At 30.6% G+C, this 26,829-nt stretch carries 21 protein-coding genes and 6 pseudogenes; 13 read left to right on the plus strand and 14 right to left on the minus strand.

The window, feature by feature from the left end; genetic code table 11:
* Positions 1-77: 77 nt before the first annotated feature.
* From AAG068_RS18475 to qatC, 4 genes are all read right to left on the minus strand, one after another.
* The gene (locus tag AAG068_RS18475; protein ID WP_088064271.1) at positions 78-1,064 is read right to left on the minus strand and encodes a choloylglycine hydrolase family protein; all 987 of its coding nucleotides are present in this window, start codon (positions 1,062-1,064) and stop codon (positions 78-80) included.
* Positions 1,065-1,443: 379 nt separating this feature from the next.
* The gene (locus AAG068_RS18480; protein WP_342715396.1) at positions 1,444-2,214 is read right to left on the minus strand and encodes a hypothetical protein; all 771 of its coding nucleotides are present in this window, start codon (positions 2,212-2,214) and stop codon (positions 1,444-1,446) included.
* Between the two features lie 508 nt (positions 2,215-2,722).
* A complete protein-coding gene (gene qatD / locus AAG068_RS18485; RefSeq protein WP_342715397.1) occupies positions 2,723-3,457 on the minus strand; it encodes a Qat anti-phage system TatD family nuclease QatD in 735 nt (244 codons plus the stop codon).
* Positions 3,438-4,508, minus strand: coding sequence for a Qat anti-phage system QueC-like protein QatC (gene qatC / locus AAG068_RS18490; protein WP_342719786.1), 1,071 nt, complete (start codon positions 4,506-4,508; stop codon positions 3,438-3,440). Before qatC ends, qatD begins: the two co-directional genes overlap by 20 nt.
* On the opposite strand from qatC, the pseudogene AAG068_RS18495 reads away from it, so the two are divergent.
* The 6 genes and pseudogenes from AAG068_RS18495 to AAG068_RS18525 all read left to right on the plus strand — a co-directional run.
* A pseudogene (locus AAG068_RS18495) lies at positions 4,508-4,765 on the plus strand (helix-turn-helix domain-containing protein); the annotation flags it as partial. The gene qatC and the pseudogene AAG068_RS18495 overlap by 1 nt on opposite strands.
* A 558-nt stretch (positions 4,766-5,323) precedes the next feature.
* Positions 5,324-5,443, plus strand: a pseudogene (locus AAG068_RS18500) (IS6 family transposase); the annotation flags it as partial.
* Between the two features lie 307 nt (positions 5,444-5,750).
* Entirely contained in the window at positions 5,751-6,053 is a 303-nt protein-coding gene (locus AAG068_RS18505; protein WP_342715398.1) for a PadR family transcriptional regulator, read from the plus strand.
* A 4-nt stretch (positions 6,054-6,057) separates the two neighbouring features.
* Positions 6,058-6,660 (plus strand): DUF2812 domain-containing protein, encoded by a 603-nt coding sequence (locus tag AAG068_RS18510; RefSeq protein ID WP_342715399.1) that lies wholly within the window; start codon positions 6,058-6,060, stop codon positions 6,658-6,660.
* Positions 6,661-7,224: 564 nt separating this feature from the next.
* Complete coding sequence (locus AAG068_RS18520; RefSeq protein ID WP_342715400.1) at positions 7,225-7,569, plus strand: hypothetical protein; 345 nt, start codon at positions 7,225-7,227, stop codon at positions 7,567-7,569.
* Positions 7,526-7,927 (plus strand): annotated as a pseudogene (locus AAG068_RS18525) (DDE-type integrase/transposase/recombinase); the annotation flags it as partial. The gene AAG068_RS18520 and the pseudogene AAG068_RS18525, both read left to right, overlap by 44 nt.
* 128 nt (positions 7,928-8,055) lie before the next feature.
* Here the strand turns inward: AAG068_RS18525 and AAG068_RS18530 are convergent.
* The 4 genes from AAG068_RS18530 to AAG068_RS18545 form a co-directional block, all read right to left on the minus strand.
* On the minus strand, positions 8,056-10,233 hold the full coding sequence (locus tag AAG068_RS18530) for a peptidase domain-containing ABC transporter (protein ID WP_342715401.1): 2,178 nt from the start codon (positions 10,231-10,233) through the stop codon (positions 8,056-8,058).
* Between the two features lie 14 nt (positions 10,234-10,247).
* Entirely contained in the window at positions 10,248-13,394 is a 3,147-nt protein-coding gene (locus AAG068_RS18535; protein ID WP_342715402.1) for a type 2 lanthipeptide synthetase LanM family protein, read from the minus strand.
* Between the two features lie 69 nt (positions 13,395-13,463).
* The gene (locus AAG068_RS18540) at positions 13,464-13,676 is read right to left on the minus strand and encodes a class II lanthipeptide, LchA2/BrtA2 family (protein ID WP_342715403.1); all 213 of its coding nucleotides are present in this window, start codon (positions 13,674-13,676) and stop codon (positions 13,464-13,466) included.
* 14 nt (positions 13,677-13,690) lie between these two features.
* Entirely contained in the window at positions 13,691-13,888 is a 198-nt protein-coding gene (locus tag AAG068_RS18545) for a hypothetical protein (protein WP_342715404.1), read from the minus strand.
* Positions 13,889-14,063: 175 nt separating this feature from the next.
* Here AAG068_RS18545 and AAG068_RS18550 point away from each other — a divergent pair, with 175 nt between their 5' ends.
* Positions 14,064-14,309 carry a plantaricin C family lantibiotic gene (locus tag AAG068_RS18550; RefSeq protein WP_342715405.1) on the plus strand — a complete coding sequence of 82 codons (246 nt, stop codon included), beginning with the start codon at positions 14,064-14,066 and terminating at the stop codon, positions 14,307-14,309.
* Between the two features lie 84 nt (positions 14,310-14,393).
* On the plus strand, positions 14,394-17,540 hold the full coding sequence (locus AAG068_RS18555; protein ID WP_342715406.1) for a type 2 lanthipeptide synthetase LanM family protein: 3,147 nt from the start codon (positions 14,394-14,396) through the stop codon (positions 17,538-17,540).
* A 641-nt stretch (positions 17,541-18,181) separates the two neighbouring features.
* Here the strand turns inward: AAG068_RS18555 and AAG068_RS18560 are convergent.
* Positions 18,182-19,540, minus strand: a complete 1,359-nt coding sequence (locus AAG068_RS18560) for a S8 family peptidase (RefSeq protein WP_342715407.1) — start codon at positions 19,538-19,540, stop codon at positions 18,182-18,184.
* Positions 19,541-19,997: 457 nt separating this feature from the next.
* Between AAG068_RS18560 and AAG068_RS18565 the strand changes: the two are divergent.
* A pseudogene (locus AAG068_RS18565) lies at positions 19,998-20,165 on the plus strand (IS6 family transposase); the annotation flags it as partial.
* 265 nt (positions 20,166-20,430) lie between these two features.
* Positions 20,431-20,886 carry an AraC family transcriptional regulator gene (locus AAG068_RS18570; RefSeq protein WP_342715408.1) on the plus strand — a complete coding sequence of 152 codons (456 nt, stop codon included), beginning with the start codon at positions 20,431-20,433 and terminating at the stop codon, positions 20,884-20,886.
* Here the strand turns inward: AAG068_RS18570 and AAG068_RS18575 are convergent.
* Positions 20,875-21,030, minus strand: a pseudogene (locus AAG068_RS18575) (DNA repair protein); the annotation flags it as partial. The gene AAG068_RS18570 and the pseudogene AAG068_RS18575 sit on opposite strands and share 12 nt — an antisense overlap.
* A gap of 191 nt (positions 21,031-21,221) precedes the next feature.
* Between AAG068_RS18575 and AAG068_RS18580 the strand changes: the two are divergent.
* The 3 genes from AAG068_RS18580 to AAG068_RS18590 all read left to right on the plus strand — a co-directional run bounded on the left by AAG068_RS18580 (position 21,222) and on the right by AAG068_RS18590 (position 22,449).
* A complete protein-coding gene (locus AAG068_RS18580; protein ID WP_342715409.1) occupies positions 21,222-21,425 on the plus strand; it encodes a hypothetical protein in 204 nt (67 codons plus the stop codon).
* 12 nt (positions 21,426-21,437) lie between these two features.
* Positions 21,438-21,653 (plus strand): hypothetical protein, encoded by a 216-nt coding sequence (locus AAG068_RS18585; RefSeq protein ID WP_342715410.1) that lies wholly within the window; start codon positions 21,438-21,440, stop codon positions 21,651-21,653.
* 154 nt (positions 21,654-21,807) lie between these two features.
* Positions 21,808-22,449 carry a hypothetical protein gene (locus AAG068_RS18590; RefSeq protein WP_342715411.1) on the plus strand — a complete coding sequence of 214 codons (642 nt, stop codon included), beginning with the start codon at positions 21,808-21,810 and terminating at the stop codon, positions 22,447-22,449.
* Positions 22,450-22,619: 170 nt separating this feature from the next.
* On the opposite strand, the gene AAG068_RS18595 is transcribed toward AAG068_RS18590, so the two are convergent.
* The 4 genes and pseudogenes from AAG068_RS18595 to AAG068_RS18610 all read right to left on the minus strand — a co-directional run bounded on the left by AAG068_RS18595 (position 22,620) and on the right by AAG068_RS18610 (position 26,792).
* Entirely contained in the window at positions 22,620-22,862 is a 243-nt protein-coding gene (locus AAG068_RS18595; protein ID WP_342715412.1) for a hypothetical protein, read from the minus strand.
* 155 nt (positions 22,863-23,017) lie between these two features.
* Positions 23,018-23,638: a hypothetical protein gene (locus tag AAG068_RS18600; protein ID WP_342715413.1), complete on the minus strand. Its 621-nt coding sequence runs from the start codon at positions 23,636-23,638 to the stop codon at positions 23,018-23,020.
* A 96-nt stretch (positions 23,639-23,734) separates the two neighbouring features.
* Positions 23,735-24,045 (minus strand): annotated as a pseudogene (locus AAG068_RS18605) (tyrosine-type recombinase/integrase); the annotation flags it as partial.
* Between the two features lie 71 nt (positions 24,046-24,116).
* Positions 24,117-26,792, minus strand: a complete 2,676-nt coding sequence (locus tag AAG068_RS18610; RefSeq protein ID WP_342715414.1) for an ATP-dependent DNA helicase — start codon at positions 26,790-26,792, stop codon at positions 24,117-24,119.
* Positions 26,793-26,829 lie beyond the last annotated feature (37 nt).

The raw sequence follows: 26,829 nt of genomic DNA on the forward strand, positions 1-26,829 counted from the left end.
CGATTGCTACTTTTTATAGGCCATTATTGCTCTATTATATATATTCAAAAATTCACCAACCATTGTTTCAAAGCTACTTAGTTTTCATAAAATATTTTTTGTTTTCGTTGGAACGGATAAGCTTTAATCTCATCTGTATCTAAATTTTCATGAAATAAATGAATAGCTATAATTTGTCTACAATCGTAGGTATGATAATAATATGTTCCGGACTCCATACACATTACGCTTGTATATATAGTATTATCTAATGCACCTTCTTCTGTTATTACTCCGCCTTTAGGAACCTCGCAATTTGATAAAATATGAAAAAGGGCCGATACTCCCTCTTCTTCGCTATCTATACCTTGAATGTTTTGTTTGCCATATGCTGCCCGCACAAATCTTGATGGCGGGGTGAAATCTCCTGGAAGTCCCATTGAGCCCGAGCCCTGACCAAAAGCACTTAATGGTAAGTTACTCCACTCTGTTGGCGCGAATGGCTGCGATTTAAGGCCTATATATTGTCTTAAATTTTGTAAATGCCAATTAAACTCCGGACTATTCGTCATCACCCCTAGTGGGTTGTCATACATTTTTAATCCTTCATTTGTCGGCTCCAGTACAATGCAATCTCCCCATTTATCCGCTAAAATCCAATGTAGTGGTGGCGTAAGCCCTAAATCCGGTAATGGTATATCCAAAAAGGTAAGGCTATCTACAGATTTCTTTAACTCTTTGACAGAGTTGAATTGTGTCAAACTCCAAGTCACAAAATCAAATGGAGCGAGATTCGTTTTGTTGTCATCTATACTTTGACTATAAGTAGCGAATCCTGGAAAATAGAGTGTCGCACATGTCATACCTGCTTCATTTACTCCGTCCGCCATAATGATCCTTCCTTGATGATTAATTCCCATTCCGACCGTAGCATGTTTCGTATTAATGATTTCACCAGTTATATTATTCCACTGGTAATGTCGAGGAATGATTATTACTTCTTGATTCAAATCTAATGTGAAGTCCATCGTTCTTGCAAAAAGATGCTGACCGTTTTTTGTCTGTAATGTCAAACTAGTACACATAAAGAACACCCCATTATATGGTTTTATCTACACTTTACATAATTCTGATAAGTATGTAAATTAAAACCTCTTTCTATGGATTCATTGTGCAAGAGGAAAAATTAGTTAGACTGAAAATTATTGTATCAATTAGATTTTCGTTTCCAGTCTAACTAATCTTTACTTTACATTAATTACCTTTTTGTTTTCATATTAAACTAAATGTCTTCTATCCTAATTCAGTCAATACAATTCGAGTTATAAATTATGAATTCTTATACTATATTAAAAACTTAATTAAAGAAGCCTTATTCTCTCTCATTATTCTATATAACAATTCTCCAGCATTCAACACCTGAAAACATTCAATTTCTAAACTCTATTTGCAAAATCACCTTTTCTATTCATCCTTATATTTTCGAATAAGAACAACTCCCAAAATACCTAACAATGTTATTATTAAACAATAAATATTTTCGAAAAATAAAAGTGGAGTAGATAAAACTGCTACTATGCCAAAATAAATTCTAGTTTTTATATCATCCTGTTTGCTGAACAAAGAGTTGATAAAAATGGAGAGAAAAGATATAGAAAATATAAATGAGTACATGCGCATAGCTCCCCAAAAAGGAGTCTTGCCTGAAGCATAAAATGTTAACAGGACACAAGAACAAAAAATAACAATACTTGCAGCTATAATCGGTAACACAATGTCCTTCATTCTTCTAGAAAACCTTTCAACATCTTGAGCCATACTATATTCTTTTATTATATGCATATTCGTCTGATTCATTATTGTATCTAATAGATTTGTTACAAAATCATCTAATTTATCTACAAAATCATCTTTATCTATATCCTCTAAAATATTTTTTAGTTCTTTATATTTATTACGATTTAGATATGCATTAATTTTAAAGATAGACTCTAACAAATCTTTCATCTCTATTTCTTGTCTTCTATATAACTTTATAGATAATTTCACGCTTGATAATTTTTCTTTCATTTCTATTTGTTTTAATGATAAAGTTTCTCTTTCTTTACTGTAAATATCTTTAAACTCTTTAATTAACCAAGCTGCAATAAAAAACACAATAAACAAAATAAACGCTTCTAACGAATTATTTTCTAAACCTAAAAAATTAGAAATTTGTTTTAATATTTCATTCACTTTATTCACCTAACTTTTTATTTTTATTATATATCTATATATAATAAAAATAAAATAATTTAGCGTTAATTCTATTTTCATTTCATTAATCGCTCTCTCCTCATGTCTAATAATTGCTTCCAAAGTAATAGGTATAATTAATGTTTGACGTCAATTTACGAAAAGTAATAACCCTCTTTACAAAATTGAATGTACCCAATAAAAAGAATCCTTAATTAATAAAATTCTCTATATTTACATTTTAAATAAAGCAAGAAATATATATTATTTCTTGCTTAAAAACTGGAATTATTCGTCCTATATGATCAAACTATTAACAAGAGTATTTAATAATTTAATATATAATTGAAGAATTAGCAGATAATTTGTATTACCATACAGCAAAACCACACTTCTAACAAATTTAAATTGAGTTTTTTACTATACAATACGTATTTATTACATAATTTTTATAAAATATATTTTCAATACAAAAATTAAACTAATCTCTATGAAATTTCCTTCGTGTCTAGTTTAATAACTCCTTAAAATTATTTTTAAGTAATTCATATACTTTCTCTACATCATAATTTTTAATATGGGATAGCTCTTGTACAATTTCATCTATAAATTGTACTTTATAATCTTTATTTATTCCCCTAGTAAAGGGTCCATCACTTTCAATTAATATTCGCTCCTCTGGTAACCGGCTAATTATTTCTCTACCATTTTTACTTCTCAACATCTCTTGATTAATTGAAAAATAGTAACCGTATTGAATAGCTCTGTGTAATTGTTTCAAACCACCACTAAACCAGTGCAAAATAATTTTCCCGTTAAAATCTACTCCTATTATATTTATAATCGTCTCAGCAGCATTTCTAGAGTGAATCGTTAAAATCTTCCCACCTATTTCATTACAAATCTTAACCGTCTCTGTAAACACTTGAATTTGTAATTCTTTTGAATTTAGATTGTTCTTACTAAAATCTAATCCTATCTCCCCTATGTATCTACTTTTTTTTATTTTTTCATAAAAAAGCGGGATTTGCTCTGAAAATTGTTGGATTAGCTCTGGATGAAACCCTACTGCAAAGCGTATATACTTACTTTGGGGAAATATTTTCATTGCTCTTTCATATAAAATAGGTAGGTTAGTAACTGCAATTGTATATGATTTATATTTATTTATATACTCTATAATTTCATAAGTATTTTTATATAAATCTAAATGCAGATGTGTATCATGATAAAACTTCTTCATTATACTCCTCCAATAAAGAGCTAAGTTCTTCCATGCCTCTATTATAAACACCTATAAATTGCTCTATATTTGTTTCAATAGGTCCTGAATTCTGTATTTTCAAGAATACATACTTTTTATTGTGTTTTTTAATACCTATATTGTAAGAATTAAGATTAGTTCTTGCCGTAGGACCACTGGTAAAGTCCCTATCTCTATATCTACTCCCATCCTCAATTTCTGCCTTTAATATTGATGCCCTCCGTATAACACAAGGTAAGCAATATCCACAATGCAATGTTTCAGTTTCCCCATCCATTCTTCCTTGATCCGGATGAGAACATGACATAGTATAATTTAAATTTTCTTTTAAAAACTCAATATTTTTGCATTCTTGAATCATTTCGCCCTTAGTTTTAAACTGATATGGATTACTTATATTAACATTAATCTTTAAATTATTAATTAACTTTTGTAATAGCCTCATATAATAAGGATGAGTTGTTCTAGTACTACTACTACCTAACCTAGAATTAGTTAAGGGAATATTCAAAGATATCAAACCATTTTCTGGGATTAACAAATTCACTTGCCCTTCCATGCCTGTGGCAATTACAATAGCATGAGAAAAGAACATTAGTGATCTAGTTCTTGTTGTATCCTCTACTCCCCTCTTGGCGCTAGCAAAAAATGATTTAAAATGATCTAATGTTAAATCATAATGAGCTATTAGTTTTTCTGATAAGAATTTTTGGTATTCTCTTACACCTTTGCCGCCCCCATAATGACTTACAAATAATAAATTATTTACTGAACTTTGCTCATTAAGTAAATCTATAGCTCCTATAAAGGAATCTAATCCTCCCGAAAACATACAAATCGTTTCTTTATTAATCTTTTCACCATTAAATTCTTCAATTCTCTTTTTAGCTTCGATTTCTTTTTCAGTAAATTCTCGAGATCTGAATTCTATATCCCATTTATCTCCACTCAAAAAATCTAAAATACTTTCTAATAGTACTTTATTTTCTATCCATTTTTCAATTTCCAGAACTGGTATGTATAACTTAATCTTACATTGGTGGCGTTGAACGTGGAGAAAGGAACATTTCCATGCTTACTCTACAAAAAATTGCTGTTGGTCTAGAGGTTTCACCTGATAAAGTTTTAAACTTTGGTAATATCAATTTAATCGATAATCCTCAAAGAGAGGAATCTCTTAGTATTATTACTTCTCTACTACATCAAAAAAATGTTGATGAATTGCAATTTATCCTAAAGTTTATTTATAATTTCTCTGAATTCGTAAAAAATAACCACATTAAGTAATAAAAGCAACATATTTTCAAATAGACACTCTAAATTGTAATTTCATTGTATATAAAAAGTTATCCTTTTTACTCTAACATGTTTAAAAAGGATAACTTTTTTATATGTTTTTCAATTCTAATAACCTATACCGTTATTCTTATTAACATATTCATATAAAAATTATGATTTTAAGTGGGTTATGGAAGCAACATTAACTTGAAGGATAACTTTCCCCCAACAATTCATATATGATTCAAAAGGTCTATGTATTTTTGAAGTCCTTCATAAGGTTTTCTTGAATCTTTCGATACATTGATTTTTATAAAATTATTACTACATCAAAAGGCGTACCCTTTGAAGTGGTAAATTGAGTAGAGTTTCAGGTACTTCAAAAGGTGTACTTTTCAGAATAATAAAAATAATCAACTACTTATAAAAAAGAGATAGCTTGAAAAGCTATCTCTTTTCGGGGGGGATGGGAAAGAATGCTTTCAAAAAATATCTTAAATTTTAGATATCTTATTAACAATTGAATGCAAAGGGTATATTCAGTTTTTACATTTGCTGCAATCTGAAACAATAATTGCTGGAATAGAAGTCATGCATATGGTCAAAAAACGTCAACTTAAATTAAGGGAGCAGTCTGTAAAAAATCAGAATAGATGTATTCATCAGTTATTTGGATTAATAGCGTAAAGAACGATTCTGGTAGCAATCCTTATTGTTCTTTGGTATGTATCCTTTATTTCCAAGAGAACCCTTTACTCTATTAGGATTGAATAATATTTATTCAGGTAAAAGTCCTTTTCACCAATGAGCAAGAAGAAAAAATCATTCTGTAATTAAAAATTCTAGTTATAACATACACTGATTAAAATCAGTGTATGTTTTTTGTGTAGTTCAACTATTTAGTTGAAATGAATATCTAAACTGTATATAATATATATTAAGTTAAACTGTATAGTTGAACTTAATAAATGAGGTGAATAAATGAGGTGAATAAATGAAGCATAGATTACTGCCGTTATCCGAAACGATGCATTATATCTTATTAGCGTTACGAGAGCCATTACATGGCTATGCAATTATGCAAAAAATAGAACGACTGAGTCAAGGGAATGTAATTTTAGCAGCTGGCACGCTTTATGGTGCAATCGAAAATTTGAGTAAACAAGATTGGATCGAACTGGTACCAGGTGAAACAGGAAGACGTAAAATATACCAAATTACACAGACTGGAGAGGAAATTTTAGGCATAGAAAAAAGAAGGTTGCAACATATATTATCACTCTATGAAATGAGGTAGTTCGATGAAGAAATTTAAGTTATTTACAAATGTTTTAAACGAACAATTTTGGTTAAACGATATGCTTGCTCAAGGATATACATGTACCAGTGTCAATCTGTTTGGGATATATACATTTAAAAAGACAAATATTAAAAAAGTAATGCGCCTTGACTTTCAAGATTATATGAGCAGAGAAAAATACAATGAATACATCGCAATACATGAAGATTTTGGCTGGGAGCATGTTTATGGTAGTCGCTTCGGTAGCATGCACTATTGGCAAAAGAATGAGGATGGGCGTGATGAAATGTTCTCCGATCAAACGTCTCAAGTCGCTTTTTACAAGCGATTGTCGAACTATTCGCTTACGTGTGCGATGATATTTTTTATGTACACAGTCGTGTTATTTAACGGTCCGTCATTTTTTCATTTGTTCAATCCTAAAGTGAGTTATTTAACGGAAGGATTATGGGAAAAAGAAGGAACAGCGTTTTGGAGTGCTTTTTTATTTGAAACTCCATTTGCGATGCTTCGCTTTTTATCACCATGGATTTTTATCATTGCATTCCTTTTCTTCCTATATTCCTATTCACAATATAATAAGAAAAAGAAAGAATTAACTTAAGCTGAGGTAAATGATTGTTACATATGAAAGCGATTATGCAATATCAGGTTTCTGAAATGTTTTTTAGCCCAAGCATCACCAAAAGGATTCCGTTGCAAAGTTTGTAAAGGTATACTTTTAAAGATAACTTGAGCTGTAACTTTAGGAGATAATTTGCGTAGTCTTTTAAAAGATAAATTGCACATAGATAGAAAAAGTGGAGTCGATGATTTTACACATTTCGAGTGTGAGGTCTCCTTCGTAAAAATATTATGAAAATTCCTTGAAGATAACTCTAGCGAAATTTTTGGCATTTTATACACAGATAAGAGGGACACACATTCGATATTCAGCTTCGTAAAAATCAATGGTTCTCTCACTACAGATAAGGCACCTGCATATTTTGTGCGCAAAGGAAAAGGTTTTCTATAAACACAGGACCCATTGTACAATCAAATATTTAAACAATCTCATCGAACAGAATTATCAGTATGTGAAGCTTTGCAACAGAATCATCTTTTTTATTAAACCTAAGAATTACCAAGTATTTTGGTGTCGAAGTAATTTAAGAAAGGACGATGAAACATGCTCATCTTTCAATGGTTAGAAAACTGGTTAGCTAATGATATCCTCCATTTTAATTTATTTGTAGGTATGACAACATTTATCATGTTATTTTCGATTGTCGTGATATTTACATTTTTCAAAAAAATAAAGCTAGAGAATGAAAAGACGTACTTAATTAAATTAAAAATAGGTTATCACATGTATAGTTCGTTACTTGTTTTGTTAACTGTATGTATTTTATGGATGCCGGCTGGTATCATCTATTTCAGACAATACATTATCATGATAATTTCTCTTTCACTTCTCGTTGGTGCAATTTCAACCATATATTATTATCAAAAGCAAATGGTTTCGGGCACCTGATTCAGATGGGAGTACCATCTCTCGTTTTACTTAGTAAAACGAGAGATGTCAAAGCAGCCAAACGCCTTTTGTATGTTAACAGACCTCTTGTAATAACGATAGATAAAAATCCAGCTTATCCAGCATCCATTTAACAGTTGAAAAACGAAAAAAGATGCCAGAAGGCATCCGAGTAGGACAAATAAAATATCTGAACAGCATCGTGGAACAGAATCATCGTTTTATTAAGAAACGTGTATGTTGAATATTAGGATTTAAGTCATATCAAACAGCCATTTCTATATTAAGTGGTATCGAAGCTATGCATATGATTAAAAAGAAGTGGTTTAATTTTAAAAAACAGTCTGTCCAAAATTAGAAAAAACTCATTCATCAAGTATTTAATCTAGTAGCATAAGGGAGGATTCCATTAGAAATCTATTGTTATTCATGTTCTTCATTATATATTTGCACCAAAACTGAATCTAATTACGAATGGGCTCACATTTAGGTTGTAGAATACACACTTTCTTCAGTATGTTCTAATCGCTGATAATATTGAGCATAAAATCCTCCTGTATTTATTAAGTCTACATGAGTACCCGACTCAATGATTTCCCCGTTATCTAATACCAAAATCAAATCTGAATTAACAAGGGATGTAAGCCTGTGTGAAATCACTATTCGCGTACAATTAATACTTGATAAATACTCATCAATTTCTTTTTCGTTCACATGATCTAACGAACTTGTTGCCTCATCTAAGACCAGAATTGATGGTTTGTGCACTAGTGCCCTTGCAATCGCAAGACGTTGACGTTGTCCTCCAGAAATATTCATACCTAATTCAGATATGATAGTATTATAATTCATGGGCATGAGCATAATTTCATCATGGATTTTTGCAACTTTTGCAGCTTCAATTATGTCTTCCATGGTGGCATCCGGTTGGTGTAACGCAATGTTTTCTTTGATTGAACGATTAAAGAGACTTACATCTTGGGGCACAACACCTATTTTTTTTCGGAAAGTCTCTTTGTCAAGATGTAACAAATTGTGTCCATCATAATAGATGCTTCCTTGAGTTGGTTCATATAAACCAAGAATTAATCTAGATAATGTACTCTTTCCTGCTCCAGATTTACCTACTAAAGCCACCTTTTGTCCTGGATTTATCCTTAAGTTTATATTTTTCAAAATATATTCTTGATTTTCAGCATATTTTAGATACACGTTATCTAAGACAATTTCCCCTCTCAACGCTCTTAAAATTGTAGGGTTTTTGGGTTTGCGTTCTTGTGGAGAATCTAAAACATCTTGTACTCTACGTAAATAAGAATCGGTCACGAGAAATGAATTAAAAGTATCTATAACAGACCCTGTTAAATTAAAAAATTGTATGGCAAGTGAATGAAAAGCTACTAGTGCTCCTAAAGTTATTTCCCCAGAAAAAACTAGCTGGGCCCCTAACCAAAGTACAATAAGAGGACCTAACATTTTCAAAAGACCATTTAATGTATTTATATAATTTAACACATTTCCTTTTTTTCGATAGGCTAGCAATAGTTTATTAAATAGTTTTTCCCACGAATTATACATTGAACGTTCTGTACCTGCAGTTTTCACACCAAAAATTCCATATAATAATTCAGTTTGGAAGGATTGAACATTAGTAGCTTTAGTTATCTCATCTTGGTTTTTTTGATACAGTATATTTTTACTTAAGAGAACCAATAGTATACTAAGCATACTTACTAATACGACCCAAGCTGTCATTAATATAGATTTATTAATCATATAGATTAAAATTACTATAATTAAACTAACATCTAAGGTGCCCATAATAAGTTGATTTGATAATAAGTTTCTGATGTTTAGTAAACTGTTAGACCTAAATATTAAATCTCCAAATGATCTCAGTTGAAAGAAACTATACGGTAAGTTTAAAAGATGCCTGAAGAATTGTGTCATCATCTTTTGATCAAGAAAATTATTTAATGTTATTAATAATTTCCCTCTGATAAAACTTACCCCTGATTGAAATAACACTAAAAAGACAATCCCTATTAAGAAGATGGAAAGTAAATTATCTCTCGAGGGTATTATTACCCTGTCAATAACACTTTGTATTATCATAGGGACACCTAATGTAAATAACTGCAATAAAATTGCAGTTATTATTACACTAATTAACAGTTTTGGTTTATTAATCAATAGTTTTAAAAATGGTTTCCATACGCTTTTAGCTTTTTTTCTTATAAAATCTTTTTTTGGTATACATGTTAAAGTGTATCCAGTAAAAAATTTATCAAACTCACTTCTGGAAAGTTTTTTTCGCCCTCCATCCGGATCAACGATTACATAATTTTTATTAACAATCTTTTCTAAAACAACAAAATGTTTATTATCCCAAAAAAGTATTACAGGGCCCTCTGTATCTACTAATTGCTCTGTTTGTAATTTGTACCAATTAGCTTCGAAACCCAAATTCCTTGCCAATTCCCTCATTTGTTTTAAAGAGGTTCCATCCCTACCATTTCCAGTCGCTTCTCTCATTTCATATAAAGAAAAAGAACTTTTATAATATGAGGCAATCATTGCCATACAACAAAGTCCACACTCAGTTTGTTGCATTTGTTCTATAAATGGAACTTTTCTCTTATGCTTGGAAGTATAAGTTTTCATCTATTTCATTCCTTTTATGATGGTAATTCTAGATCAAGTACAGAAGGTATGTTTGGATTCCATAACCTTAACAATTCAAAACCTATGCCTGATAAACCTAACATAAAACCATACATTTCTGACCTTTTATCAATCCCGTTCATCCATCCCATTTTTTTCCCTTGTTCTAATATTCCATATCCTTTGTTTAGAACTTTTTTTAACAACTCTTTATCACTTCCATTTTTAGCTATAGTTAACAAAATATCTATGTTACCTAAATCGCCATGACATAAACAATGATTTGAATGAAATCCATTTTCAAGTGTAGTTTCAATAGCTATCTGAAGATCTTCTTTTAAAGTATGCTGTCCAAAATTTTGATCACTGACTAAACTCAGCATATGCCCTCTTGCTAGTGCAATTCCTGGAGCTCCATGGCACCAATAAAAGGAGTTAGTTTTAGCTTTGACATTAGGTCTTAGGTCAATCCAATTTCGGCTTTCTTTGTCAAATAAAGTGTTTTCATATTTTATTAAAGAATTTGCTATACTGATGAATTTATTATCACCTGTTTCGTATCCAAGTAACATTAGTGGCCATGCATATCCTGAAGCTCCATGAGACATACCGGCTAACAAATTCTCTATTTCACCTTCTATAGATAACGATTTAAATAAATACTCACCACACCTGATAGCGGTTAAGAGAGCTTCTTTATGAGAAAAGTTTTTATAAATACGTAGGCATAATAAAAGCGCCCCCGCTTCCCCAGTTAAATAGTCATGTGAAGGGCTGCTTCCGATTCTGTCATCTATTAACTTTAAATATTCAAACACAATTTTTTTATATTTATTATCTCCCCATAATAAGTGGAAATAAGCTGCTGTATATACTATTCCACCCAAACCGGTATAAGCAGAAATGTTGTTTTTTTTCATATTATAATCAGATATTTTATGGGAATAATCAAATATATCTTCAGCTAATTTTTTATAGGAATCATCATTTATTTCATACGCCAATTGAGCAAAAAATAATGCTAAACCAGCTAGCCCATCATAAATCCCTTCATCTAAAGGACTTAAATTAACTCCCCCATTCTCACTATTTTTATCAATTGACATAGCAAAGTTATTAATTTTCCCCTCATGTTTAGGATTTTTTATATGATTAGCAATTTCTTCACCAATTTTTGTAGCTTCTTCTAAAAAGGCTATATGTTCAAAATCTCCTTCTCCCCCTGGGGTAGGCTTTGTCATTCCTTCTCCTCTGTCTTTATTTAATGTTGATAAAGACATACGTATATATCTTTGCTGGCGTCTACAATCATTTAAACTGAGTTCCTTACACCGTTCTAGTACTAAACTCAGACTGGTTTTGTTATAAAAATTAGTTATGACATCTCCTTTACTGTTTTTTAAATCCCTACCACCGAATTCAAAAGTAAAGTATGGAACATCTTGATTGAGTAAATCATTACATTCACTATGAGTGAATTTTCTATATCTCTCTTCATTTTTAACATCGATCCAAAGGATATCAAATAGCCTATTCCTGCTAAGTCCATCTTGCAAATAATCAGGGTGAGTTCCACAAGCTATAAAGTTTGTGTATAGGTTAGTCCCCCTAAATACATGACGAATTTCATCATTTTTAAACTTATAAATTGGACCGGTTATTGAAGTTAATTGTTTTTTATTTCTAAGGAAAAAAGTATATAATGTACGAAAACCACTTTCAATAATTTTTATGTATTTATCCGAATGTATAGAATTATTATTGTAAACAGGTAAATTAGCCTTTTTTTCAGCAACAACAGGTACTTCTATCAGTCTAATTTCATCCGTGTTTTCATTATCAATTGAATAGTTTTTAGAAAACTCTGCAATTTCTCCTTCTTCTATGGTTCCTAATGCACTAAAATCTAAATCCATTCCTTTTCGTTTTGCGAAATTAAATGGTAACATTGCAGACCCTAATACCGAATCATGATAATCAGATGATATATCGTCTAAAATAGGGTCATAATCTTGAAACCTGATCACATTATCAAATAAAGTCTCTAAATCAATTAGGACAGGATGTGATCCATGTGCAATTAGGTTTTCATGATGAAAATCCTTAGACCTTAATAAATATAATAATGCCAAGTATCCACCTTGACGATAATAAAATAACTCTACTTGTTCTAAATTTTCACAAGGTTTATGATCAATAAACTCTTGCCAACCATATATACCACAGTTCTTTGTTTTGGGTGCTTTAAAATCGAATTTTCTTTCCTTACAATTTATCCATTCAAGTAGGTCATTAAAATGTTCATCTACACTCATTGAACGTGGTTTGTACACCAATTTCTTTTCATTATTATATTTAAATATAATAACTGTTCTTCCATTTTTGTGTGAATCACCGTGATTACTTTCAATATCTATTAGATCCAATCCTTCAATTCCAAATTGCTGCACTATTAGAGGGTAATCTTTTATATATCGAGTTAAAGCCTCTGTATGAGAATTAATATAACTCTCAGTTTTTTCTACTAGCAATCTTGCTAAAACAGGATAAGCAGTTAGAATATCTGTTATAAAATCAATATCTTTCAGCATTACTTCATTAAAATAATTATAACGCGATTCGCTACTTGCACCTTCAAGTTCTCCTAATTGTTTCGAGATATGTATTTCCTTGATTAGTATTTTAACTGAAATTTCGCTTAAGTGAAGAGCTAGTGAAGATAGAATAGATTCACGTATTGAATCCCAGTTTACTAGATTCTCATTGACCGAATTTGCTTTATTTATAAAAAGTTTGTCGGCATAAGCTATAAATGGCAATACAAAATTACTGAAGACGATTTTTTTCGTAATTTTGATGTACTTTTCTGAACTGTATTCAATATTTAATACTTCTATTAAACTATTAATCCAGTTTATTTCTTCATTCCCTAGAGACACTTGCTCATCATCAAGAATATTTAAAAACTCACCCATATCCAAATTGTATTCTTTTAAACGTTCTTGAAAGGTTTCTTTTGTAAATTTACCTGATTTTCTCCATAATTTGGCCTTAGGGGATTCTATATTAATGTTTTGTATTTTATTTGTTTTAATTTTTCTTTCATTTATATAAGTACCCTTTTTCAAGAGTGCTTTATCTATAACCAGCTTTGTGTTCATAATATCAACTCCTTAAGTGCCTGCAAATCCCTATATCTAAGGATTTGCAGACGATTATATAATAAGTAATTATTTTGTACACCTGCTACTACAAGCTGTAGAAGGACACTGCGCCGCAGATAGGACGCCAGTTATGACACAAGCCCAAGCAGTTCTAGGGTTAACCTCACTACCAGCACCTGATAATTGAGCTAGCTCCTTCTCATCAACTAATCCAATTGTCTCTTCAAAATTAAAGTTTTCTCTTAATTTTTTTTTGTTTACATAACTTGAATGATTCAAAATCCCCATCTCCTTTAACATTTTTTACTTGCTGGATAACAGCTATGATTCCCAATCTCGAGAGTAAAGCAAAAAGTAATTGAATGATAGATTGCTCTAGGTTCTACCCCTTCAGTCCCTGCCCCTGCCATTTTCTTCAATTCTTCTTCCTTAACCTCTCCTATTACACCATAACAACTCTCTTTAGTTCTTCTGAGATCGCCTCTAGACATTCCAAAACCTCCCATTTTTCTATAACGCAACTAAATGATAACATTCCCCAAAATATAAAAACAACCCCCTTTTTGTGATATTTCTATATTTTAATAATCAATTGACTTTTAAAATCATTTGAATTATTCTATAAATTGAAATGCCAAATATTTCTAATAAAGGAGAGGTTTATGTATGGAAAAAAGTAATATTATTAAAAAATGGAAAAATCCTATTAATCAGACTCAAGGTTTTGGTATTGAAAATCCAGTAGGGGATATTTTCGAAGAAATAAGTGAAGACGATCTTCACATTGCTGGCGGAGAAGGTGTGGATAACCGCTCTCTAATTTTAAATCCAGGGGATCTAAGTAAACTCTTAGGAAATAACGGAATGTTTTGCACATATACAAAAGAATGTACTTACGCTTGCAATTTGTAATTACATACAATTAAGTAATATATTTGTATTTTCAAAGGGCCGTTATTATTACCGGCCCTTATTTTTAAAATAAGGATGATTATAATGCAAAACGTACTTAAAAATAGTTCATATATCAATGAACGATCCATTAATAATAAGCAAATGCAAGAAAATCTTAAATTAGAATTATATTGGGCTAAATTTTTTAAAAATGATAAATCCTTATTAGCTGAATCGATAAATGCTATTTCGAATATCTCCTTAGAAAGCTTGAATGATTATCATTATTCTGATTTTTCATTCAGGTTAGATGATGAAATAGTTGATTTAGGGAGTAAATATTTCGATATTTTAGGTAATAAAAAATATCTAGAAGAAAATTTTGAAATGAAAATTAAAAAATCAATTCCTTTCTCTACTTTTTTTATCCCCTTTTTAGAATTGGGTCTTTCAGAACTAAAGGATAAAGGTATAAGTAATCAAAATTTTCTCGACCGTCCACTATTAAATCTGATTAATAGGCTATTTCAAATTAGTCATAAAACACTTATTCTTGAAATTAATGTTAAAAGAATTTTGGCTAACAATCATGAACTCACCCCAGAAGAAAGATATAATATTTTTTTAAATGATTCTCTTACGGATAAACACTATTTAGAAAACTTTCACAATGAATATTCCGTGCTTTTCCGATTATTATTACAAACCGTAAAAAAATGGGCTGAATATATTTCAGAAATTATAGAAAATACTCAAAGAGATAAACTTGATTTAAATTTAATTTATAATCAAGGTAACGAATTAGGGGCGATTAAAGGCATCGATCTTGGTTTAGGTGATTCTCATAACGGGAAAAGTGTTGTTTTAATAGAATTTGAATCAGGGAAAAAAATTATATATAAGCCCCGTTCATTATGTATTGATCAGCAGTATAACGAGCTAATTAAATTTTTCAACTCCCAAAAAGCTACAAAAAATAATTTTTTTGAAATAAATGTATTGGATAGAAAGAACTATGGTTGGACTGAATTTATAGAACATTTAGGATGTAAAAAAGAAACTCAAGTAAAAGACTTCTATATAAGAACAGGTAATTTATTGGCTTTAATGTACATCTTAAATGCTACAGACTTCCACCATGAAAATATTATAGCTCACTCTGAGTATCCAGTCCCCATAGACTTGGAATCTTTAATGCATCAGAACTTTTTTGATTTTAATGATGGTGCAAAAAACAAAACTGCAATACAAAAAGCTGATGAACTCATAAAAAAATCCGTGCATTCAATCGGGATGTTACCTCATCAAGCCTTCCTGGAAAAAGGAAATAAAAATAACGTGGGCGTAGATCTAAGTGGAATGGGTGCAAAATTCGAACAAAAATCTTCATACAAAGTACAAAAAATAATTAATTTAAACTCAGATCTTATAAGGTTAGATAAAGACTTCTTTAATATTAAATCTGAAAAAAACAACCCCTATATTCTCGGAGAAACCATTAAAAATTCAGATTATATAGAGGAGATTAAATATGGATTCCACGAATTATATACATGGGTTATGGATCATAAGAATATAATGAGAAATAAATTAGAACAATTTAATAATCTAGAAACACGCTTTATACTTCGTCCCACAAATCAATATAGTCGATTGCTTAATCAAAGTTTTCACCCTGATTTTTTAAGAAACGGGGTTACGCGGGATCTATTTTTACACAGAGTTAATATTAATAAGCCTAAAAAAAATAATATCGACATAATTGTAAAAAAAGAGAAAAAGGATTTATTAAATGGTGACATACCTTTTTTCTTCACAAAAGTCAATGAGCCTCATCTTTATATTGATAAATTAAACAGAGTAGATAACTATTTTAAAAAAAGTAATAGAGAACTGATAAGATCAAAAATTACTCATTTATCTAAAAATGATTTATCGTTACAACTAAATATTATTCATATGTCCGTACTAGCAGGGGACTCACAATATAGTAACGAATCCATTGAGATAAACCTTGAAAAACAACCTGATAAAACTATTTTAAAAAACGATTACCTCAAGCAGGCTGTAAAAATTGGAGAGTATATTCTTTCAAAAGCTATAAATGGAAAAGTTAATAATCTCCCCGACTATTGTTGGATTAGTACCATTTTTGATGGTACAGAAGAATCTAACTGGCGTATTAGTCCTACTGGAGTGGATTTATATAATGGAAATGCAGGTGTAGCCATATTTCTTTCATATTTGTCTAAGCTAACAAATCGTACTGATTTTAAAAAGGCTAGTTATGTTTCATTGAACTCTATTAGAGAACAATTTAAAAATACTAACCCTAATGAGTTGGTTCACCTGGGTGCTTTTGATGGCTGGGCTGGCTGCCTCTACAGTATGTATATTATTGCAGAGTGTTGGAATGATTCGGAACTAAAGGAAGAAGTATATAACGGAGTAGATGTAATAAACGCCTCTCTAAAACATGTAGAGGAAATTGACATAACCAGTGGCCTAGCTGGAGTATTAGGCATACTTCTATCTATATACAAAACTACCGATTATCAAAATGCCTTAAAAGGAGCAGAAACTTGTGCTAATAAAATAATTAATAGCTCTGTTACTATTGGAAAAGGTATCGCTTGGCAATCTCCTCTAGATAATATAGCTTACACAGGCTTTGCTCATGGTACCTCTGGAATTGTGTCTATGCTCGCTCGTTTATATACAATTAACAAAGATCCAACTCTTTTAGATACCATAAAAAAAGGATTATGTTTTGAAAGAGGTAATTATGTATCTTCGCAAAAGAATTGGAAGAGGTCATTCACAGATAATACATTCCAATACTCTTGGTGCCATGGCGCTCCAGGAATACTTCTAAGTCGATTAATCTTAAAAGATATTGGCTATCAGGATAACTTAATAGACCAAGAAATTCTGACTGCAATTAGTACAACTCTAGAAAGAGGAGTTGCCTGTAATCATTCTCTTTGTCACGGGAATTTCGGTCAGATAGAAATTTTAAAAATAGCTAGCCAATTAATAGATGATACAAGCCTTAATAATAAAATAGCTTCTCTAACTGAATATGTATTACAGGACATAGATTTAAAAGGAATGGATCAACTCAGTTCTAAAAGAATAGAAACTCAGGGACTCATGAATGGGCTAGCTGGATATGGATATGGGTTACTAGCTCAATCTACAGACATTCCTCTTCCTTCTCTCTTAATGTTAGGTCCCGTAAATCACTAGGTTTTTATTTCTTTATATAAAAATATAATAAAACAACATAAAACAAGATTATTGCTTCTTCATAACGCTTACGATCTTGTTTTATGTTGTTATTTAAAAGAATTCTATCAAGATAAACCTAGTGTTGATTTAAAAAAGTCGCGAAGCTTTCCCCTTTTGGATACCTTTGTCTAAAGGAGTGTTTCTATGACTAAAGAAAAAAGGGGACTGATGCAAAAACTTTAATATACGTGTAAGTAATCTCTAAAGCTTGGATATATTGATCCTATTACTCTAGAAAATGTGCGATTGGTATGGAAGAGAAACATTTATTCAAGTGAAAACATTATCAGCCTGTTCACAAGCAGAAAAAATTCATTCATCGATTGTTTGACCCTACAGCATAAAATAGAATTCCACTAGAAATATATAAGTTATATTCTCTTTTATTTTATCTTTGCACCAGAACCAGAATATTGCATACTTTCAATCGAAAGATGTTCATTTTCTCATTTTTAGTTGTCTGCTTTTGTTAGCTTAATAGCTCCCTATGAGACGAAAAACCATCCTTTAACACGAGGGTACAACTAGATAGCAGCAAGAGAGTTACTTGTGCGAAATTAACATTACAGGCTTTATTAATATAATATTTTATAAATATATTATTCTTGAAGTGCTTTATACAAATCTATTTCATTTTCTGCATTACTATTTCTCCTTAAATGACCAATAGCTTTGTTCGGCTTATTTTTATATCCATACTTATCTATCACTAGCGCTAAAGCACCCGACACTTTAGGTGTTGCTAATGAATTACCAAAGTTATAATAGTATCCTCCCTGAGGATGTGCAACAAGGATAGCTTCTTTTTTGAACATTTCATCTCTCATCCATACATCTGCACCAAATTTATTTAACAACTTAATATCACCACCAGGGGCAGTAAAATCTATTGTATTCTTTCCATAATTTGAATATGAAGAAATTTCTTTATCCGGTCCTGTTGAAGCAACAGAAATAACATTAGCTAACTGAGCAGGTATATCTTCTACTGTTCCAATTGCTGTTCTTCCTTTATCTTTTATTTGATTATTCAAAAAACCTAACAGTTCGCTATTGTTATTTACATTTATTGAATCATTTCCTAAAGCACTAACAACAATACTTCCTTTTTTATTTGCATAATTAATAGCTTTTTTATAAGCTTTAATTTCGGCACTATTATTATCACTACCATCAGAATATTTTCCGTTTTTCAATAGATATGAGCCTGCACTTATATTAATAACATCATTTTCGTCTTTTACAGCCTCAATAATTCCTTTAATTATCCAAGTTGTATCTGCTGAACCCTTTCCAAATACTCTATACATATTAACAGGTATGCCGGGTGCTACCCCTTTCATTAATCCATCAGCATTTATCTGACTTAGAACACTGGTTCCATGCCCTGTTAAATCTGTTAATTGATCTATATTTCCTGTTTCCGCTGGCTCGTTTCCTTTGTACCCACCCTTTGGTACAAGATTTTTAGATTTTCCCATGGAAATACTTTTAAAATCCGGATGATTTTCTGGGTAACCCGAATCGATAAGAGCTACAGATACCTTACCTGATGGGGAGTGAAGTTTATAACTCTCTCCATTATGGGTAATTCTTCTCATATCCCATTGTGTATCCCATATAGATTCATTACCTAATATTTTTTCATCATTAATGTTGGCGGTGTATGTTTTAATCCCTTCATTAGATTGATTAATCTCCTCAATACTCTCCGAACCAATAGTAGATATGACCTTAGCCTTTTCTCCCTCAATTTGAATTAACTTAACTTCTGGTATAGAATAAATAACTTTTTGATCATCTTTGTTCAACTTATTTACAATAGCATTAAAGTCTGCATTATCTTTTATAAGGACAGAGTAATATTCCCTTTCTTTTGCTTCGATGTTATTTGGCACAAAACTAACTAGTAATATAATACTAATTATACTCAGAAAATATTTTTTGAAAATATTCATTTTTCCTCCTATTGTTATTTTTTGCAAAATAACTCTTTTTAATAAATTATTTTATATATCTTATTATAATAAGCTTTTTTAGTATGTACTCATGTATCCCTAGTTTTTGATCCTCCCATAAATTCTCTCCATTTCTGATACCTTAAGCTTTCCATACTTAGACCTACCATGTTTTCTTTTAAGTTTCTCATATTGCCCCCTTCTTTTTTTGAACAAAAATGTAATATTATGTTTATTAATGACCCCTCAAACAGATTATATTTTCTTTTTACAATTTTTTCAATGTTTTTTCAGAAAATACAAATAAAACAATAAATGAAATGCTAATTAAAATATTATATTAAGAACTTATCTTTACTATTTAGAGGGTTCTGATACAAAAACTTTAATATACGTGTACGTAATCTCTAAAGCTTTGATATACGGATCCTATTACTCTGAAAAAGGTGTGATTGGTATGGAAGAAGAACATGTATTCAAGTGGAAGCATTATCAACCTGATGTTATCTTATCAACGGTAAGATGATCCCTGCAGTACAACCACAGTTTTCGTGATTTAGTCGAAATGGTGGAGGAACGGGACTTATCCATTGCTCATACAACGATTGTGCGTTGGATTCACCAATAAGATCCTCCTGAAAGTTATTTCGTTAAAAATTAAAATGCTACTTTGTTACGCAGTTTAATTTCCATGTTTGTTTTCTTTTTCCTCAAATGAAGTATTACATCTGTTAGTTCCTCTCCATTTAATATAAGAGAAGCACTTATTTTGGGGCTATGATGGGATTTAGCAAAAATTATCAAAAATAACAGAGGATTGATTAGTATAATTAAAATTAGAATAGATTGATTGAATAATGAAATTTAACGAATTAGAAGGTGGTATTATAATGAAGACTAGTAAAGTAACAGAATGGATATTAGGTGGACGGAATCCAGGTAATTATATTTTATACAATGATGTTAATATGAAATATTCAAACGACGTTTCGAAAAATTTGTATTCTCTAGAAGATAAAGAAGGCTATGCTGCGGTTTTTCATTTTTTGGATGAAAATTTATATTTAGGTGAAAGGGTTAAATTTTCAGGAATGATAATGACAAAGGCAGTTAAAGAATATGCTGGTTTATGGATTAGGGCTGAGCAGCAGGGAAATGATCTTTGGGAGGTTTATCATATACATTCTGATCCCATAAGTACGACAAATTCGTGGGAAGAATATCGTGTGATTTTAGATATACCAAAAAATATAGAAACATTATCAGTAGGAGTGTCTTTAAAAGGTACTGGTCATATATGGTTTAGTTCAATGAGTGTTGAAATTGTAGATGAAAAGAACTATTGAACTATTTCTATTTACATCACCTACTACAGCTAATTTTGTATGCATTTGGTCTAATCCCATTTTGATGTAGCTTACTAAAGCGGAAAAACTCCGTAAATCAACACATAAGATGATCCTATTCGGTAGGATTGAATAGTCATAAATTGTGATTCCTCCCTAAAATAAAAGAACGTGAATTCTTATTATAAACGAATTCACGTTCTTTTATAAGGCTGTTTGTTAATATATGAAGTAATTTGTCTAACTCCTCTTCATGGTAATTCATTTTGTGAATTATTGTATTTAAATGTATAATTATATAAAAAGTTCTAAAAATTTGAATCGAGGTGAAAATCATGAGAAGTTATAGTTCATTATTGATCTCTACTATCTGTTCAACAATCCTTTTTGTTTGGAATTCCCTTTCTTTCTATACTGGATTCACAACAGGACATACATACTACTGGGTTAACGGTATCATAGCCTTGGTTTTCCTTCTATTCTTTGTCTTAAATATGCGAGATATTATCAAGAAAAACTACAGAACATCAGGACAATAGGAGTTGATACAAATGTGGGAAAGATTTAAAAACTATAAGTATTCCTCAAAGGAATTAAAGTTCATGCTTTGGTTATTTGGTATTACTTGTTTTGTACACTCGGTCGCTTTCTTTGGTGGACTATTTTCTTACGAGTTCCTTTGGTTTAAAGGTCTTTGTGCTATTGCAGCATTCCTAGCTTTTATGGATGTTAAGCGAAAAATCAATAAGTACAAGATAGCATTGTGAAAAGGAGCCATTACAGGTTCCTTTTTTCTATTCAAAATAAAAAAGTAGCGGATTCGTCACTTTAATTTATCAACTTTAAATCAATATATATTTCATAATAAATTATAAAAAATATAAGTATAGATAAATAGATAAGAATGTAGCATTATTACGGTTGGTCAATGGATTACGGTTGGTACTAGATAAAGATATGATTGTAGCTGCAACAACACTTTACTTTGATAACGGATTTAATATCAGAGATGAAAGTTATTCAGAAGACCTTGATATCATATTAGAAGAATTGTCATATCCATTTGATGAAGGTGTACTTTCCAAGTTAGAGAAAAGGGACAAGAATTCGGAACCAAATAGATACAAAGATTATCTACAGTTAATTATTGATGAACCAATTGTAAGAGAAGTTATAATCTTATTAACACTTGCTGAAGAACAATTTATTTACCTATTAGTAAATACATATAAGATTTTTGAAAATATCCTTTCAGATTTAGGTTTAGGAACAAGTAAACTTAATACAAATAAAAAAGGACTACCAGAAAATTTATTTAATTCTTTAAAGGAATTAAATGAATTTACTCAATACATAAATTCTAGAGATGGATCTGGCATTTTGTGCAGAAATGGTGCAACTAAAAAGCCTGCACCAGCAAAAACTCCAACAAAAGAAGAGATTAAAACGGCTTTAACTTCTACAATTGATGAATGGTTAATTTATAAATGTACAATGACTTTTGGAAGAACTTATAGAAGGCGTACCACCAGACAACCGAAAAAACACGTTGAGGATTTTTGATTCATTTCAAATTATGTTGTATTCAAAATTAAATGATTTTGATGAATTATTTTGCAATAACAACTATTTTCATTGGTATTCTTATGTCCTAACGCAACTGTCGTTTTAAAATAAATGTAGCAACATAATCACTGCTACATTTATTTTAAGAAATTCCTATAAAAATGAAATTAGAATATGTTTTTATAAATCTCTTCTATATTTGTGTTAGACATTACTTTCTTAGCGGTTGGAAGCAAGATTTTATTTCTATTTCCAAACATCCCTTCATAGCATTGTGGATTACTGTTTGCTTCTTGTAATAAAGTTTCGAATTGTTCTTTATTAAATTCTTCGTAGAAAGGTTTTATACAGATTTCAAAAGTATGAACTGCATTATTAAATGACCCACTATGATAATAATGACTAATCATAAAATCATAAAACTCACTTAATACGTCTTCTTTTTTCGCTAATTCATTTAGAATTTCTACATCTTCACTTCTTAGGTAGTAACGATGAATATAAGGTTGGTTATAATAACTCCCAGGACCATGAATTTTAGATTCAATTGCGTTAAAGTGATCCTTTAAAGATCCGGAAACAAAAACACTTCTAATAAACCAGCTGTTTTTTTAGACGCACGCTTATTTAATATTTCTTGTGTGTGATTTCTGAATAAAGAATAAATTTCAGGATATCGTGATAGGAAATCAAACAACTTGGATAGGATAGTTTCTTTATCCAAAAAGTCACTGAAATAATCTGGGTTCTTTTTTATATAGTTAAATAAAATTTCATTGTACTTTTTATATATAATTAGCAATACCTTGTAGTTAATGTTTCGATTATCATTTTCTCGTTTCCCATCATTTTTAAAAACAATTTTCCAAAGATTCTTAAAGATATATTCGGTTAGTTCTTTATTAAAGTGAACGAAAAATTTAGATTCTATATAGGTTTCTAAGCGCTCCTGATTTGATAAATCATGTTGTATTCTTTCTATCTCGACCATAAATGGAACGAATACATTTTTTGTGAATAGAGGGTGTTTAGTTAATAACCCTTCTAGCATATTTTTTATTAATGATTCTGCTTGTTCTTTATTTGGTCTGTACAAAATATCCATTGAATTTAATACAGGATGAGCACATAAATTTCGGTATGTTTTTAACGTTTTAATATGAGTATAAACATCATTTTCTAACAACTTTGCTTCTATAAAAGATTTTTCAATTAATTGATTTTCCCAAATTGTAATAATATGTATTGGATTCTCATCCGAATATTATTTTACCATGTTAAATTAGATGCGAAATGTATCATGTATATTATCTTTTTCTTCTTTATTAATACCAATGTATCTTAGTGTAATTTGTGGTGTATTATGATTCAATATTTCTTGTAGCATAGCAATTGCTTGTAAAACCAATACCCAAACGTTTTACGCATTGTATGAGTGCCTAAAGATTCTACACTGGCAAAATCCCCGGCGTTTTGTAACTGTCGATAGGCTTACATTTTACTAATGGGTTTATCACCTTTTCGAGAAGGAAATAACCAGGTACTTTTTAGAGTTTCAGCGTATGGAAATACTTCCTCAAAAATAGGTGTAATCTTAAATTTTTGTTCGTGTCACTATAGTTTACTCCCCCAATCTGTAATTGAGAGAGTTATTTTAATACTATTTATTGAAAGCTCTTTGGACGAAAGTCTTCTTTTTCTAGAATATTTGATGGTGTAATATTAATACGCTTTGAATCTGTGAACACGACTGTTGTTGCAACGTATTTATTAATAAAATACGTTTCTATTCGCTTGTGTTCTTCTGTACTACATTTACCACTGCAGCCCCAATCTGTACATAGAGGCAGTTCTATTTTTTTTGTCCCTTCATGAAAACTGTATAATTCGTTATGTTGAGCTTCATCTTTATAAGGAAAATGATTTTTTAAGTTGTTGGTATCTTTCCATCGTTGAACTAACTCGCGATAAAGTTTCTTATACGATTCTGTGACATCCGATTTATATATATAAGGGACCTCTTCACTTGCCGCTATTTTTCTCAAAAATGCCCTTTGTTGTTTAATTATTATTTTATCTTCTTTGTTAGAATTAGTACTTGTTTTAATTGATAGGTATTGCTTAAATGTGCTTTTCTCTTTACTATCCCTATATGGAAATTTGTCCAACAATTTTTCCGGTGATTGATTCATTACAAGTAGATCGTGACACAATCTGGAAAATATATCTTCTACAGAATCGTTATTGTTTATAATTATATTGTAGTTTGCACATATAAATTTTAGGTATAATTTTTGTTCTTGTTCCATCCTATCAGTTGATTTAATCATAGGTTTTAGAGTTATTCGTTCAATTGTAGAGGTACTCTTTATATTATTAGGTTCCTTTAATCTTGACGCCTTTTTCTTATTTGTTTTTCTTTTTGAAGTATTAATATTTATATTCTGGGAGACTCGTGCTTTCTTTTGGGTGTTGGAACGATTAATTGCTTTTTTATGAGCCTTTATTATTCTATTACTGCTCTGTTTTATCATTGGTCCGATGCTTAATAAACTTCTGTCATAATCTATATACTCTGCAGCAGCCCCATTTAATAACTTTGTGGTATAAAAAGATCGGACATCTTCCCACTCGCTAGTCAATCTATATCCTTGATTACGTAACAAATTCTGAACGTATCGACCATACTTATCATAGTATCGTGATTGAAATATTCTACAGTCTAGTATAGTAATAATTCCATAATCATTAATATTTCTAATTAATCTACCTACTGCTTGATTTAACTTGTTTGCCATCATAGGGTTTATAACTAAATTATTTTTATCCTCGTAAGACAGCCCCTGGCTCATTAAATCTATTATAGGATCATCTTTGGATGTAAACGGTAATTTATTAAGGATAACTGAAGTCAATGCCATACCAGATACTGAAAATCCTGAAAAATAACTCCCAGTGCCAACTAAAACGCTGGTTTCATTCTCTTTAAAAAGCTGTGTTAAGACTTCAGTACTATTCTCACCTTGATTATATACAGGAATTTCTTTCCCCTGTAGTTCATTTCGTATCTCTCTATAAAACTCATTTTTTTGCTTATTTGAGGTATTTAAGAGAAGTGTTCGGCCACCAGTTAAATTAAGTAGGTCTTTAATAGGCTTAGATGCCGTTTGGGTGAATGTTTTTGATACTGGGTGATCTAAACCCTTTGGAATATATATTATGGCCTGATTTTTATAATCAAAGGGGCTTTTGAAGCTTTTAGTAATAGCTTCATTCGGTTTGATCCCCCATTTATTTTCTATAAATGAGAAATCTGAATCTACGGTTAACGTTCCAGACATGAATATAATTTTATTCTTGGATTGCATGTACTTTAAAAGTTGTCTAAACTCTTTTTTAAAATGATTTGTTATGGCATAAAACCCATTATCTTCTAAATTAAACCACGTTGTATATTTATTTTCTTTTACAAACAAATCTATAATGCGTAATAGGTCCTCCAGCTCTTGTCCTCTATTATCTTTATACACAAGTAAATTTGCATGAAGTATATCTTTTAGATTATTAAATATTTCTATAGCGCTAGGATCAAGTTTAAAATTTCCGTTATCAATTTCTGGATGTTCTTTTTTTACTTTATGTATCCAATTTAATAGCTTTTGTACTGAGTTTTTCCATTTTTCATTTTTTCGTTTAATCGTATTAGTTATTGATTTTAATTGAGGAATGTTAATCCTTTTTTCGATTATTTTCATAAATGCTTCTTGAAATTCATGGGCCTCATCAATGATGATAACTCCTATATCAGTCTTCAATGTTGACTCATGTGCTGTATCAGAGTCTAAATCGTTTAATAGGGATTGAATTAGTTGTCCATGATTAGTTATTACTAATTGGTTATCCGAGGATTTAAAATTATTACGGTGCTTTCTTGTTGAACAGTTATATGCAAACTTGCAATTTCTACAAAGTGAACTAGACTCCATATTGATTTGTTTCCATATATCATGATCAATTTCAAAGTCAAATTTACTAGCTAGCTCACTTCTTTGTCCGGTTTTACTACCATTGAAAAAATGCTGTACAATGTTCTTGAATTTGCGAGATTTAACAGTATCCATACCGTTTTTATTCATCTGTTTAGCCCTACTATGGCAATAATAGTGTGACATTCCCTTTGCGGTTATAGTTTTTTGGGTGAACCCTAATTTTCTTAATAGTGGGATTTCCTCGTTTTCTAATTGCCCCTGTAGATTAATAGTAGCTGTGACGTACATTATATTCCGGCTATGTAAGAGGTTATATTTTCTATATACTAGGGTCGGTACTAACGCTGCCAATGATTTCCCTGTTCCTACAGGTGCTCATCATTTTCTT

This window comes from Bacillus paramycoides (genome assembly GCF_038971285.1).
GTDB lineage: Bacteria > Bacillota > Bacilli > Bacillales > Bacillaceae_G > Bacillus_A.